Origin of the sequence: Pseudoalteromonas sp. McH1-42 (genome assembly GCF_022347845.1) — a bacterium.
GTDB lineage: Bacteria > Pseudomonadota > Gammaproteobacteria > Enterobacterales > Alteromonadaceae > Pseudoalteromonas > Pseudoalteromonas rubra_D.
Window position 1 is genome coordinate 123,837 of sequence record NZ_JAKRFU010000013.1, and the last position, 13,658, is coordinate 137,494.

The window sequence follows — 13,658 nt, forward strand, 5'->3', positions numbered from 1 at the left end:
TGATACCAATCCACTGACTTTAGCGGACTGGTATCTATCTCGTGCGTTACGACTTCACCGAAATGCGATACAACAGCGCATATAACACGGGCACAACGCCTAATGTCAGTATAGTTGAAAACAACAAGCCCCCCATAATGGCCAGTGCCATAGGCTCCCACATTTCTCCACCACCCAGGTAAAGCGGCACCAGACCCAATACAGTCGTGGCTGTGGTAAGCAAAATAGGACGCATGCGCTGTTGCGCGGCCTGAATAATCGCCAGGACCGGGTCGTCTCCCTGATCCAACTCGTACTTAATCCGCTCCAGTAATACAATGGCGTTGTTAATCACAATGCCCGCCAATGAGATGATCCCCAGTAAGGTCATAAAGCCAAAAAATGACTGCCCAATCAGCAACCCAGCAACCACCCCAATAAAGCCCAGAGGAACCGTTGTCAGCACAATGGCCGACTTACGCAATGAATTGAACTGACCGACCAACAAAATCACGATAATGAAGACTGCTATTGGCATTTTCTCAGCGATAGACTGATTCGCTTTACCAGAAGATTCGGCTTCACCACCCAGCTCATAGCTGTAGCCAAACGGCCAGGATTTTTGTTGCTCCTCCAGCCAGGGCTTAAGTTTAGAAAAGCCTTCATCAGCGGTTATACCGTCCAGCTGAGCGCCCACAGTGACCGACTTCAGGCGGTCACGCCGCAAGATCTGGGCGTTCTCCCACACCACTTCAATATCAGCTACCTGCTTCAGCGGCACCGATTTACCCGAAGCCTGAGAGTACACCACCATGGCTTCCAGCTTACCGATATCCTGTCTGTCAGCAGCCACCGAACGCAAAGTGACCGGAATAAGCTCATCCCCTTCGCGATAACGGGTGAGCTCCAGACCACTGAGACCGGTTTGCAGTGAACTTGCTATGTCTTTACTAGAGACACCCGCACGCCGCGCGCGCGTCTGATTGATTTTGATCTGTAATTTCTTGATTGGCAAACCCCAATCGTCACTCACGGCTTTCAATCCCGGTGTGTTACGCATTTGTGCTTTAAGCTCATTGACCAGTCCCGTCAGCACGTCGATATCACTGCCAGATAAGCGTACTTCAACCGGGTTATCGATGGGTGAGCCGTTTTCTATCTTACGCTGCTTGATGAGCAAATCGGGATGACGCTGTAATGCATATGTCTCGATTTTTGCCATCAGCTCATCAATATGCCGATATGAGGTGGTCGAGACTATCATCAACGCATAGTTTGAGCTGGCCGGTTCCGGCGTATGCGTCAGCAGGAACCTGGGACCACCATTACCCACATACGACACCCAATCGGTAACCCCTTGTTCACGTGTTTCGTTGACTTTGAGGTCGCGCAGTAAGAAGGCTTCCATATCTTTAACCATAGCTTCAGTCGCACTCAGGCGTGTGCCAATGGGTAGCTCCAATTCGACTTTAAAGTAGTCTCGGTCTGAGGGCGGGAAAAACAACTTAGGCACCAACTGTAATCCCTGCAATGCCAGGAAAAACATCAATACACACCCGGCAAGTGTCATCCAACGATGCTTAATCAGCCCCATCAGGATCTGTTTATAAGTTAAATAGATACCTGCATCGTAATTGGCGGCTTGGGATTTAACCCGAGTAAACAGCACACACAGCATGGGGATCATAGTCATTGCCAGTAACCAGGAGCACAATAAGGTAATAGTCACCACTTTGAACAGGGATGCGGTGTATTCTCCCGTGGCGGATTCTGCCAGAAAAATCGGTAAAAACGCAGCACCTGTGGTCAACGAAGACACCAGCAGCGGCACTTTTAGCTCATCTGCCGAGTCAACCGCAGCATCAACCGCGGACTTGCCTCGTTCCATCTGCACCATGATGCTTTCTGACATCACAATCCCGTTATCAACCAGCATGCCCAGCGCAATGATCAGCGCAGCCAGCGAGATCTGATCGATGCTGATGTCAAAAAAGGACATCGCCAGTATGCCGAATACCATGCTCATTGGGATCAGGCTGGCGACTATCAACCCAGTTCGCAAGCCCAAGCTGAACAGCATCACCACGGTCACCACCAGTACCGCCTGGATCAGGTTCGACACAAAATCATCAACCTTTTGCTCAACCTCTCGCGGTAGAAATGACAGTAGCTTAAAGTCCACCCCTATCGGGTAAACAGATTCAAGATAATGGATCGCATCGAGTACTTGCTCACCCAACAGCAGGTTATTACCGCCGTGGCGCATGGAAATGGCAATCGTCATCCCCTCTTTGTCTGCCACTCGCACTTTAACCTTTGCTGGGTCGACATAATCGCGGTACACCCGGGCGATATCACTGAGCAGGATCACCTGCTCTGACCCTGTGATATTAATGATGGTACCGGCAATGTCTTCCACCGATTCAAAGTTACCACTGGGCTCAAGCGCCAAGGTTTCATCATCAATAAAAATGGAGCCGCCTGGATTAACAATATTGCGCGCTGCCAGTTGATCTTTCAGTTGTCCGGGCGAAATCCCGAGTGATGCTAGTTTGGCATTTTCAAATTCAATGAAGACGCGCTGCTCCTGTGCACCGAAAATGTCGACTTTTGCGGCTTCCGGCAACCTCAGCAGCTCATCTCTGACCTGCTCGGCCACTTCTTCCATCTCACGATAGGAGTAACCCTCCGCAGTCAGCCCGATGACAACGCCAAACACATCGCCAAATTCGTCGTTTACTATGGGTTTTTGCGCATCGCTGGGGAGGTCATTTTCGACGGTTTCAATCTTGCGGCGTAAATTATCCCAGATAGGCCGCATTTCCTTGTAGCTTTCTTTGATATTAACACTGACGATCGAAACACCGGTTTTAGAAGTACTTTTAACAAAGTCCAGCTCCGGAATTTGCTGTACCACCTTTTCAATTTTGTCGGTTACCAGTTCTTCAACCCGCTGCGGGCTTGCACCGGGAAAGTAAGTAACAACCTGTGCGGTTCTGATAATAAAGCCAGGATCATAGTCTTTAGGCATCTTATTGAACGCCACGATGCCGAAAAACACCAGGGCAAAAATCAAAACCCAGGTTGTGCGATTATTCTCTAATGCTAATCGGGTGATGTTCACTCACGACCTCCCTGGAATTTCACAACCTGCTGATCGGTCACTTTACTCATACCTGCGGTCACCACGTGTGTGCCTGCTGTCACACCGGAGATCACCGGGAAGCCCAGCGAAGAGACCTCTCCAATCTGCACCGGCGTTTTGGTCACTTTACCTTTGCCGTCACCGAGCGAGGTAACCGTCCACACATAGTGGCCTTTGTCGTCTTTCAGCACCGTAGATAAAGGCAAATAGAGGCGGGATAACGCTTCACTGGGTGCACTGGCCATGACTTTGGCCGTCATTCCCGGCAAAATGTTATATCCGGGAGGAGGTAACATGCCGAGCGTGACCTCATAGGTTTTTGTCACCTCATCGGCCTGGGTACTGACCTCTACAAAAGTCAGTTCAAAGCGCTTGCCTTCTATCGCCGCAAATTCTGCAAATACCTGCTTCGGTGTGTCTTTGCTGACGTGGATCATAATACTTTCCGGTACATTTACCTTCAGATTAATATGCTCTATGTCCTGTAAAGTCGCCACGACTTGCTTGGCCTGCACTTCTTCGAATTGTTCAACATGTGTGCGCGCAACAATCCCCGAGAATGACGCCCTGAGCTGGGTATAGTTCAGGTTGTTTCTGGCATTGGCCAGCTTCGTTTTGGCACTGGCAAATTGCGATTTAAGCAGATCATAATCTGACTGACTGATGGTCCCGGTCACAATCAGTTGCTCACCCCGCTTAAAATCGGCTTCTGCTTTTTCAAAAGCCGCTTGCGCTTCCTCCACCGCTAGTTTGTAGTCGGTATCATCTACCTTTGCTATCACATCTCCTTGCGTCACTTCCTGGCCTTGTTTTACATTCAAGTGCGTCAATTCTCCAGACACTTTGAACGACAGATCAGCGGTGCTGGCTGCATCAACCACAGCCGGAAATTCCTGAAGCGGCCCAAAATTATTAACACTGAGCTCGATCGTTCTCACTGGCCGCAATTGTGGTGCTTTATCAGCCGTGGTCTGTGGCTCAGAGCACGCGGACAGAACAGTCGCCATAACGCCGGCTAAAAGGAAGGTGTGCTTTCTTATCATAGGTGATCACCACTATATCGTTTTTGATTTACTGATTGCTGTAACAAAATTATCTATCCAGACGTCGAGTACGGCTTTTACAGCCTGGGCATTTTCATCGCCATTTTGCTTTACGACTGACTCTACCGCTTTGTGGGCAGACATCATCAGAACAGGTTCCTGACTGTCCCCCAAATAAAACATGCTCTCCAGTGACACAGATGTCACAACCTCTGACTGTTCGGTTGCCATCAGATAGGCACTTTTGCCGGCGCTATATACCAGGCGAACCGGAATAAAGTCGCGTACTTCCATTTCACTCGGTGCAAATTCAATTTGCGTAAACGCACCGCGGATCGTCAGTACATCCGGACCAAGCACCTGTGGCTGCTCAAGCAAAACCTGATAATGCACAGAGAGCTTTTGTTGCAGCTGGGCCTGCATATAGATACTTAATTTGGCCACATCTGCCGGGCTGAGCGAAACTTTGGCTTCGTCATTGAGTTGCAGCCATACTTCAAAATGTGGCAGGTAAATGGTGCGTATCTGTTTCAAAGCACCATTTTTAAGCTGTTCCGATACGTACAACGCGGTATCGGGATACGTATCAGAGGGTTTTAAACGCTGATAATCGGGTAAAAACCCTGAGCGTGTTGTCTGCTGGGTGCTGGCGCAACCGGTAATGAACAGGGCCAGGATAGCCCAGATCGCAATGTGACGCATCGCCAAGTCTCCGTTTGATATTCAATCTGTATTTAATACATCAGTCCCGCGCAACAGTCTGATCTAAGGTGTTAAATGATGTTTTCACAGCTGGGTCATGAGCCTCTTTTAAAAATAGCAGCCTTTTGCCAGTGTGTGGCAACAATTACCAATAATGGTTCAAATTACCGCGCCACTTTTCCTTATCTGGGGACGAATGATGTGGCACAGCCTTTAGTCATTTTTGTTGCCCCCAGCTCTTGCAATTCACAAAGCGCGAACCCAAAGTCCGGGACCCTGAGTCTTCTCCCACCTAAGGCTCGCGCATCCATATTATGGATTGGAATGCGAGTTAAACGCCTTCAACAATCAAACGCGTATCTGGTAAACATGCCAGATGCGGGATCGCTAAATCCGGGCGCTCCATGCGATTAAGCGCATTTAGTGCCGCAGCAATAGCCCCCTCCTGCCAACCAGGTAAAGACGAAAGCTGATCACCAACAATGAAGAAGTTGGGTTGTGTTTCACTGCCGTCTGCCGCTTTCACTGCACTGCCCTGCGCCAATACGTTGAAATGGTGTACAGCCTGATCGCCGACCACATGCCACTGGGCCCAGCCACCTTTGATATATGGCATATTTTGCCAGGCAATCGCCAGACCATGCTCCAGACCATCACCAAATGCCTGACCGAACAACTTCGCACCTTCACGCGCTTTGTCCAGACGCGCCTGCACCGGTAACTTACCCCACTCATAAGCAATTTCAGAGAAGTTATAGGCTCCGGTGAGTACGCCTTTTTGATCATGGTAGGCCGTGGAGGGATACCAGATCTGTGTAATATCGTTGTCCGTCCAGGAGATCCCGCCAAAGATAGGCACTACACCAATTTCAGAGTCCGGCACACTCAACACGTCAACGTTCGCACAATCATCATGCACTTCTTTAACCTGACTACCCTGCCATAAATAACGATCTGCCTGCCAACCCACTTTGGTCGTACATGCCAGGAACTTAGCCTTGTAGCCGCCATGATCATCGACAAACTGAGACTGATAGACAGCCTGTAATGCAGATTTAAATTCGCTGTTGAGGCCCACCTGGCTATTTGGATCCTGAAGCGTTTCTGACAAGATCTCTTTCAAGAAAGGCATGGCCATGTTGCTGAAGCAGTAATCCGCATAAACAACGTCAAGATCGTCAGTACCTACTTTCGCGATAGAAATCGCAAACTGCTGACGCGATGCATCCCAGTCAATCTGTTTTACCGGACTGTTCAACAAAATGGTGCCACCCAGAGTAGCGACTTGCTGGGCAAAGGCATGCTGCACCTGATCCATCCCGCCGACCGGCTGAAACAGCGTCGACTGCCAGAGGAAATCAACAGGCTGATAAAAACGTGTTTTGTCCCAAAACTCTGAGCCAAGTAAGCTGTCGAAACTCAAAGGCTCCGCAATCGTTCCGGCATCCACGCCTGGCAATTCAGTGTAGCCCGCACGAGAGCGGCCATTTTCCATGCCATCTTCACCCGCCGTCACAACGTATTTCCCCTCATTGGGACCACTGGGTACCAGCTCACCAAAACTGATCATTAACTCCCTCAATTGCTGGGCACGACGCTCAATATCCTGTGTGCTCACGCCACATTCAGTGGTTTTGATCAGCTGCTCAGCATTTTCAAACACCATCTGAGCCAGCCACCCCCGGGTATTGTGATCAAGACGGCGATAAACCAGCGGCAAACCCGCAAAGCTGTCTGACATCTGCACTAAGTTCGACTCGCTGTTCATGACATAGACTTCCACATCCACACTGAATTGCTTCAGATAAGACAGCAGACGTTTGTGGCTGGAGGGAATGCGGCCAGGACCTGCATTGAGATAAGGTTCTGCATCACCCTGAGGTCGGTCAAAACGCACCACCTGTGGCTGTCCGGGTTTAGAATGAAACAGCTGACTGTCAACATCTTCAATTAAGGTATCCCCAGTGCGCAGACTCAAACAACGTCCCCCGGTGCGGTTTTGTGCTTCCAGTACCGTTACTTCCATACCCGACTGTTGCGCTAACAATTCGTAGGCCGTCGTCAGGCCGGATACACCCGCGCCAATGATCACCGCTTTCTTGCCCTGATATTTGTGTTTGGTCAGGGTCACCGGACCCGGTGTGACTTTAAGCTGCTGATTGGTCGCGTCATCGAGCGCAGCATGGGCTCTGGCTTTGGGGTGCTGTTGAAAAAAACGTGCGCGTGATTGGTGTTCTGCCATGAGTTGCTCCTTAATAAACACCTGCTCCAGGCCAACTCGATACACACAATGGCAAGGTTACACTGTCGCTCCATTGAGAGCCGACCTGGAGGTCTGGAAAAATAATTTATCCCTACTACCCACAGACTCCAGTAAGGGTGACTAGCCGTGTCGCTCAGGCTGACATATTGCTAAAGACCTGGTAGCGATCACGGCTTAGTAACTCTAGTCCAGTCCGCTCAGTTCTGCTCACTCAACAGGAGAATAACTTGCCACCAGCGACGACCAACAATATGAATGATGCTATTTAAAATTGGCCATTTGTCACTATAACCCGCCCAATATGGCCATATCTATATCAGCCAAGATTGAAAAACCTATCAAATTAACCGATTAAAAATGGAATTTGCATTGCGCGTTATCGTACAGCCCCTTCAGGCAAGGATATTGAATTTTGGCTAATACGCCCTAGTGGTTGTGGTTTTGTTGGGTCTGTTGATGAGAACGCTGGTTGTGTCACTGTATAGAATGGAATTTATCCTGGCCTATTTATGCATGGCGCCAGCCTGCTATCAGAGCCTGCCATGCCTTTCTCGGTGTCCTGTTGTTTGTGCCCGTGTTTATTGTTACTCACTGCGTCATCAAACAACTGCAGGCAGACGCGTTTGGGCTAAGTGCCCTGTGCGTCTGTATAGCGGTTGATCAGTAAACTGGCGACCTGCTGCTTAACCGCACGCTTATCGTCCGGGTCAACGCCAAAACGCTGAGCCAATAAAGCAATTTCTTCATCGGTGAGATTAAACGACAGGCGTTGCCTGGTTTTTTTCGATTTAACTTCTAAATCCAGAATCTTGCGGATCATATCCGACGGCGTTAACTCTTCATCTATTGCCTGCTTCTTCAAGCTTTTCTGAACTTCTGTCGTTAAATCAAAGGCCATTTGGGTGGCCCGCAGCGCCCGTTCCTGACGCTGCCATTTGGCTTGTTTATCTGTCACGAGCTTGCTCCGGGAAACAACTCCACAATATCACTGAGCGGTCGGGTAATCGTCAGGGAAACTTCAGTCTCACCTCCGTCCCAGACCTCAATATTGATACTGTGTTTCTCGTCAGACGATATCAGTTCTATCACCTCACAGACGGCGCCACTTTCGTCCTGATAACGTGGCAATGTCTGGCCACGATAGTCCTGTTCATAATAATAAGCAACATAAGGGGCTTCACTTTGCTGGTAGCTCTGCCCCAGGAAGCGCTCAAAAGCGGCCGGCTTTGTGTGTGTTTCGAGCTGTGTCAGGAATTCTTCATCGAAGATCCGGGCAAACTCATCGAGGGTAAAAATCGCATCCACATCATCGCGCTGGATCTTCACCGAAAAGTTAGCAAACTCTTCACCATCATCCTGCTCAATCTGCAAAAAAACCGCTCTACCAGATTCTGATTCAAGCACAAATTCATAGTCAGCACTGTGCTGGTATTGATATGTCTGCACTGCGATGACCTTGAGTGTCTGGCCTTTTAGCCAGTCAGGATAAGCAAATGAATCTATCACCGTCAGCATATCACCGACTCGTAAATCGCGGGCATGATCAAGCTGACGCTCAGGAGCCTTTTTAGATTTGAAAAAACCAAACATAACTCACCTTTTAAAAAACTAGAGCAAGCAAAAAAGGAGGCCAGGCCTCCTTTTTTCACTTCGGCCGCATTACTTTGCTTGTTTAGCCTTAATGCGATCCAGAATATCATTGCTCTTTTGGGTTGTACCTATACCAGCTTCCGCCATCTTGGCTTTCAGGTCAGCACCAGTTTCAGCAGCTTCGAGCTCTTTGGCTGCGGCCAACTGATCTTGTCTGTCCAGCTGACGTTGCTTAATACGCTCCAGAGACTGACGTGCATTTACCATAGACGACTCATTGGTGTTGAGTGTGCTGTTTACTGCCATGGTGGCCTTTTGCACGCTTTCTGTGGTTTTCACCATCGTCAGTTGGCGTTGGTTTTCTTTGATCGACTTTTCTGCATCCTTCACCTGCTGCTTAAGCAGAATAACATGCTTAGTAAAGCCATCCAGCACTTGCTGATGCTCTTCTTTCTCTGTTTCAAATTCACCAATTTTCTCGGCAATTTCTACCGCCAGTGCCTCATTGCCTTGTTGCAATGCCTGACCTGCATAATCTTCATGCTCGGCAATGCTCTCGTCCAGTGCCGCCAACTTACGCTTGGTTTGCATTTCTTTCGCCATCACTTCAGTCAGGCTTTTCTTGGCTTTCGCCAGTGCGTTTTTCGCATCAGCAATTTCTTGCTCAAAAATACGGATACCATTAGCATCGACAATCGACTCACCCACTTCACGGGCACCACCACGCACTGCGGTAAATAATTTCTTTAAGATACTCATCTCACTTCTCCACTATTAATCTTTCAAATACACAGTCACAGCATCCAGGGCTTCAATGGCATTGTCTGCCAACGTGACCAGTTCGTGCGTTATCTCATCGATGGAGGAGGAAACTGCCAGTGCACCAAAGATAGCGTACTGTGCATCAATTTTAGCAAACGCACTCAAAGGGATCGGCACATTGAGTTTTAACAATGCTTCATTTAACTCGTTCAATAACTCAGGCTTCACTTCATTTTCATTAAACAGATAGCTGATACACACTAACTGCTCTTCGGTCTGAGTGACAAAGATCGGTAATTCGTCATTTCCCTCAACAATCACTTGTAATACATCCTGTTCACCTTCATTCGCGATCAGGAAGGATTCGAAGTTAGCACCTTCAGTTTCAAATGATGCCAATTTGATTGATAACTCGTTTAATTCCATCTTTCTTTACCTTTTCGTTTTGACATATTATGTCTGAGTTAAGATTTGCATGTGCGACATAATATGTCAACACTATTGCGTTAATTTTTATACAACTCATCTTCCGTTTGCCATGCCTGACGATAGTAGTCATACAGTACGCCAGTTCCTAAGCGATTGACCTCAATCTCTTTATTCCTATCAAAAAAGTGATTTGGAAAAACAAAAGAGGACAGTAAATATTTTTTGCTGACCCAGTTACTGGCAACCGGTAATGCTTCAACTGCTGCAATTCTTGCACTGGCTGACTGACCCGTTCGGGTTGCGATGGTCCATCCCCACTGACCAAATGAAGGAATATTCTGCTGATATTGTTCAACATGGCTAAATCCAGCCTGTTTTACCGTTTTTGCAATGCTGATAAAGGCATTTTTAGCGTGATAGGGAGAAGTAGACTGGATAGCCAGCGCCCCATCCGGTGCGAGTAGTTGTCTGACATGATTATAGAAGTAGTCACTATACAGTTTGTTCAGATCCGGGTGATTGGGGTCGGGTAGGTCGATGATAATGGTATCGAACTGCAGACCCCGATCCAGCATGCTTTCGATTTCCAAAAAAGCATCTGCCACAATGACTTCTGCCCTGGGATCATTCAGTGCGTTGTGGTTCAGCTGAACAAGCTTGGCCGTGATCTCTGGGCGTGATTCAAATTCCTGCCCCTGCAGGCCAAATAGCGACAGTAACTGACCATCCAGATCGATCAGGGTGGCACTGTGCACTGGCCACTTAAGTACATCACGCAGCGCCAAACCGTCTCCTCCACCAATGATCAACACCTTGTCGTGCCGGTTTGATGCCAGCATAGCCGGATAGACCAACATAGTATGATAGATTTGCTCGTCTATTGATGAGAACTGTAACCGGCCATTTAAAAATAAATCATTGATGGGTGCCGACTGCGTCCGGCTGAGGCGCTCTGTGATCACCACATGCTGATACTTAGTTGACTCTGAATAAATCACTTTGTCTTTGTATAAGACGTTACTGAGATCCTTCATCCAACCGCTACCCTGGTGCAAGATAACCGCGAAGATGCCCAACAATAAGAGATGACAGATCAACAGCAACTTTGCAAAACGTACAAACGCAAAGTAACGCCATAAAAAAATCAATCCGGCCACGATATTGAATAACGCCGTCCAGGCAGCAGCTTGCATGATCGGTAATGCCAGCATGATTGTCACCCAGATAGCAGCACCTACCCCTGCTCCGATATAGTCAGCGCCATAAATGGTGCCCGCATTATTTTCTAAAAATCGACCGTATACCTGCTGACGAATACGCGCAATTAATGGAATTTCCATGCCAATCAAAATGCCGAGAATAAGCCCAAATATATAAGGTAAAAAGCGGGCAAAATCCTGTAGCAGCTGGAGGGGCCTACCATCGAGTATGCTATCAGGCGGCAGATTATAAAGCGTAGAGAGCGTGTGTGGTAAGGTGTAGGTCAGGGCAATAATACTGGCTATGATTAAAATACTGCTCATGCCTAATAACGCAATCACACTCTCCAGCCAGGCAAAGGCAGTGAAAGGATCTTTAAACCAACGAGCTAAAAATGCCCCAATCCCCATGGCCACTATCATAGTGCCAATCATGGCATAGATGGCACTTTCCACCGAGCCAAGCACCCTGCCTGCGTAATGCGACAGTAAGTATTCATAGATCAGACCACAGCCAGCCAGAATGGCCATAACACCGATCAGTAACACATCGTGACCAAACAGCGACATGCTGCCGGTCACTTTAGATTGATTTGGCGGTACCGATACACTCAAGAATTACGCACCTAACAAGGTGGCCATGGTTACACCCACAGCAAAAGAGACAGCCGCAGAGATGGTTGCCACACCAATGTTCTTTTGACGATTAACTTCATCAGAAATATCTGTGCCCGCCAGGATCACCTTGATCATCACCAGATGCAACAAAGCAAACAACACGATACTGCCCAGTGCAGCAATACTCCAGTAAATCAGGCTACTCGCCATGTTATCAGCAACATAGGGTGCCAGACCAGACGCCGCAGTGAGCGCCAATGCAGCCCCAATGAGAAATCCGGCATAACGGATCCCGACCGCAACATTGTTATCCAGGATAGCTTGTTGCAGACAATCGCCATTACGATTAGTACGCTTGAACAGTTGCACACGATATTGACTCACCAGCAACATACACACATTGCCAATGACAAAGGCGACGACCACAATTGGCAAGCCGTACCAGCCTTCAGTCAACACCCAGAGTAACGCTGAGCGGATCACGATGGCGACACTAACCACATGACCAAAATCAATCAGGGCTGAGGTGATGTTGCCTTTAATGATTTCGCTGTGCAGATCGACTTTACGCAGTGCCACTTTATCCTGAAAAAAGTGGCCAAGCTTGATCAATACAATACCAACCAGGCCATAACCCGCCATTTGCATCGCCTCCTGGGTCAGTGTACTGGCAAAGGCACCACTGGTGATCCCCGTCAATACAATGGCCAGTCCGGTCAGGCCACCGGCAAAGCTCAGGCCAAAAGCAAAATTGTCTCGCTCGGTAATTTCATCATTGGCATGCAGGTTGGACACCCACCCTTTGATATATTTTAAACTCACGAACAGGGCAATGATCACCGCCATATCGATGAGAAGTGCCTGTAATGTCCAGGCTGTTAATCCGTTAAATTGATACATGTGTTAACTCCGCTATCTGATGCGCTACTTGCCCCGGCTCACGCCGCGAGAGGTCCGGTTTGAACTATTGCGAATTGAGCCCGAGCTCGACTTAGCTCTCGAGTAGCTGCTTCGCGATACTGCTGATGGGGTATGACTGGCACGGCTAAGACCTGAAGCGCCCGCCTTTCTTTTCGCATAAGGACTGGTAAATTGTCGTCCCTGCCGCTGATAAGATTGTCGCGTACGCTGCTCTATTGCGCTTTGACGTTTATAGCCCTGATAACTGGTATAGCGTTTACGGCCATAGTCGCTGTAATAGCTGTATTTACGGCGCTTGCTCCAGCTGTCATATTCAACATCTCCCACCAAATCACCCAGCATCCGGTACATGCCATACCACATCCAGAAACTGGTGCCATTAGAGTTGGTCTGCCATTCGCCATAGTTGGCATTACCAACCAGTTGGTTCCCTACTGCGGGTTGACCATTACTGGCAGCCTGCTCTGCAGACTGACTAATGGCACCAACCCGAGCCAGCGTCCCATTGGACATATCGGCGAGTACGTTAATGGGATCAGTCAGTGCATCATTAAACAGACTCAAAGAAGCGGCTTCTTTGAGCAAAATTGCCTGTTCGATGATCTCATCACTGCTCATGCCCGGTTGGGGAGATTTCAGCGCCTGATAGCGAGAAAGTAAGCTCTGGTACAAAGGACCACCACTGGTTGCATCCTGTGCAATCAGCTGAGCAATATTGTTCAGTTGCGGATTTTGCTGGCCCAGCACATTGCCATATTCAACCAGGAGGTTAGCATTGCGCACTTGGTTTTTATCCAGCGCATCACCTAAGGTATTGATGGCACGGGACGCGTCCTGAAGTGAGTGGGTAATTGTCTGCTGGATGCGTTCCTCTTTCGACTCACACCCGACCATTAAAAACATGATACAGAGCAGACTTATCAGTTTCCAAACTTTAAAATCGGACATTCATTGTCACCTAATCTACCTTGATACGAATTCAGGTTTTCTATTCTACATAATTGCGA

Annotated in this window: 11 protein-coding genes; all 11 read right to left on the reverse strand. The window is 48.4% G+C overall.

Going from position 1 to position 13,658, the window contains the following annotated elements:
* Positions 1 to 46 precede the first annotated feature (46 nt).
* The 11 genes from MHN31_RS13345 to MHN31_RS13395 all read right to left on the reverse strand — a co-directional run bounded on the left by MHN31_RS13345 (position 47) and on the right by MHN31_RS13395 (position 13,599).
* On the reverse strand, positions 47 to 3,103 hold the full coding sequence (locus MHN31_RS13345; RefSeq protein WP_138537373.1) for an efflux RND transporter permease subunit: 3,057 nt from the start codon (positions 3,101 to 3,103) through the stop codon (positions 47 to 49).
* The gene (locus MHN31_RS13350; RefSeq protein WP_228553263.1) at positions 3,100 to 4,167 is read right to left on the reverse strand and encodes an efflux RND transporter periplasmic adaptor subunit; all 1,068 of its coding nucleotides are present in this window, start codon (positions 4,165 to 4,167) and stop codon (positions 3,100 to 3,102) included. Before MHN31_RS13350 ends, MHN31_RS13345 begins: the two co-directional genes overlap by 4 nt.
* 12 nt (positions 4,168 to 4,179) lie before the next feature.
* Positions 4,180 to 4,869, reverse strand: coding sequence for a DUF3313 family protein (locus MHN31_RS13355; protein ID WP_125558844.1), 690 nt, complete (start codon positions 4,867 to 4,869; stop codon positions 4,180 to 4,182).
* A gap of 331 nt (positions 4,870 to 5,200) precedes the next feature.
* Positions 5,201 to 7,111, reverse strand: a complete 1,911-nt coding sequence (locus MHN31_RS13360) for an FAD-dependent oxidoreductase (RefSeq protein ID WP_239444476.1) — start codon at positions 7,109 to 7,111, stop codon at positions 5,201 to 5,203.
* 649 nt (positions 7,112 to 7,760) lie between these two features.
* Entirely contained in the window at positions 7,761 to 8,087 is a 327-nt protein-coding gene (locus tag MHN31_RS13365) for a hypothetical protein (protein ID WP_010383726.1), read from the reverse strand.
* Positions 8,084 to 8,722 carry a DUF4178 domain-containing protein gene (locus MHN31_RS13370; RefSeq protein ID WP_239444477.1) on the reverse strand — a complete coding sequence of 213 codons (639 nt, stop codon included), beginning with the start codon at positions 8,720 to 8,722 and terminating at the stop codon, positions 8,084 to 8,086. Before MHN31_RS13370 ends, MHN31_RS13365 begins: the two co-directional genes overlap by 4 nt.
* Positions 8,723 to 8,791: 69 nt before the next feature.
* Positions 8,792 to 9,481: a PspA/IM30 family protein gene (locus MHN31_RS13375; protein WP_010383728.1), complete on the reverse strand. Its 690-nt coding sequence runs from the start codon at positions 9,479 to 9,481 to the stop codon at positions 8,792 to 8,794.
* A 15-nt stretch (positions 9,482 to 9,496) separates the two neighbouring features.
* The gene (locus MHN31_RS13380) at positions 9,497 to 9,910 is read right to left on the reverse strand and encodes a DUF2170 family protein (protein WP_138537368.1); all 414 of its coding nucleotides are present in this window, start codon (positions 9,908 to 9,910) and stop codon (positions 9,497 to 9,499) included.
* Positions 9,911 to 9,990: 80 nt separating this feature from the next.
* Positions 9,991 to 11,727: a polyamine aminopropyltransferase gene (locus tag MHN31_RS13385; protein WP_275446803.1), complete on the reverse strand. Its 1,737-nt coding sequence runs from the start codon at positions 11,725 to 11,727 to the stop codon at positions 9,991 to 9,993.
* A gap of 3 nt (positions 11,728 to 11,730) precedes the next feature.
* Positions 11,731 to 12,630, reverse strand: coding sequence for a DUF350 domain-containing protein (locus tag MHN31_RS13390; RefSeq protein ID WP_010383731.1), 900 nt, complete (start codon positions 12,628 to 12,630; stop codon positions 11,731 to 11,733).
* A gap of 24 nt (positions 12,631 to 12,654) precedes the next feature.
* Positions 12,655 to 13,599, reverse strand: a complete 945-nt coding sequence (locus MHN31_RS13395; protein WP_239444478.1) for a CHAD domain-containing protein — start codon at positions 13,597 to 13,599, stop codon at positions 12,655 to 12,657.
* Positions 13,600 to 13,658: the final 59 nt, after the last annotated feature.

What these genes read in the sequence shown, in the direction of transcription:
- MHN31_RS13350 (WP_228553263.1), bottom strand. Translation starts at nt 4,167, where the DNA reads ATGATAAGAAAGCACACCTTCCTTTTAGCCGGCGTTATGGCGACTGTT.
- MHN31_RS13355 (WP_125558844.1), bottom strand. Translation starts at nt 4,869, where the DNA reads ATGCGTCACATTGCGATCTGGGCTATCCTGGCCCTGTTCATTACCGGT.
- MHN31_RS13360 (WP_239444476.1), bottom strand. Translation starts at nt 7,111, where the DNA reads ATGGCAGAACACCAATCACGCGCACGTTTTTTTCAACAGCACCCCAAA.
- MHN31_RS13370 (WP_239444477.1), bottom strand. Translation starts at nt 8,722, where the DNA reads ATGTTTGGTTTTTTCAAATCTAAAAAGGCTCCTGAGCGTCAGCTTGAT.
- MHN31_RS13375 (WP_010383728.1), bottom strand. Translation starts at nt 9,481, where the DNA reads ATGAGTATCTTAAAGAAATTATTTACCGCAGTGCGTGGTGGTGCCCGT.
- MHN31_RS13380 (WP_138537368.1), bottom strand. Translation starts at nt 9,910, where the DNA reads ATGGAATTAAACGAGTTATCAATCAAATTGGCATCATTTGAAACTGAA.
- MHN31_RS13390 (WP_010383731.1), bottom strand. Translation starts at nt 12,630, where the DNA reads ATGTATCAATTTAACGGATTAACAGCCTGGACATTACAGGCACTTCTC.
- MHN31_RS13395 (WP_239444478.1), bottom strand. Translation starts at nt 13,599, where the DNA reads ATGTCCGATTTTAAAGTTTGGAAACTGATAAGTCTGCTCTGTATCATG.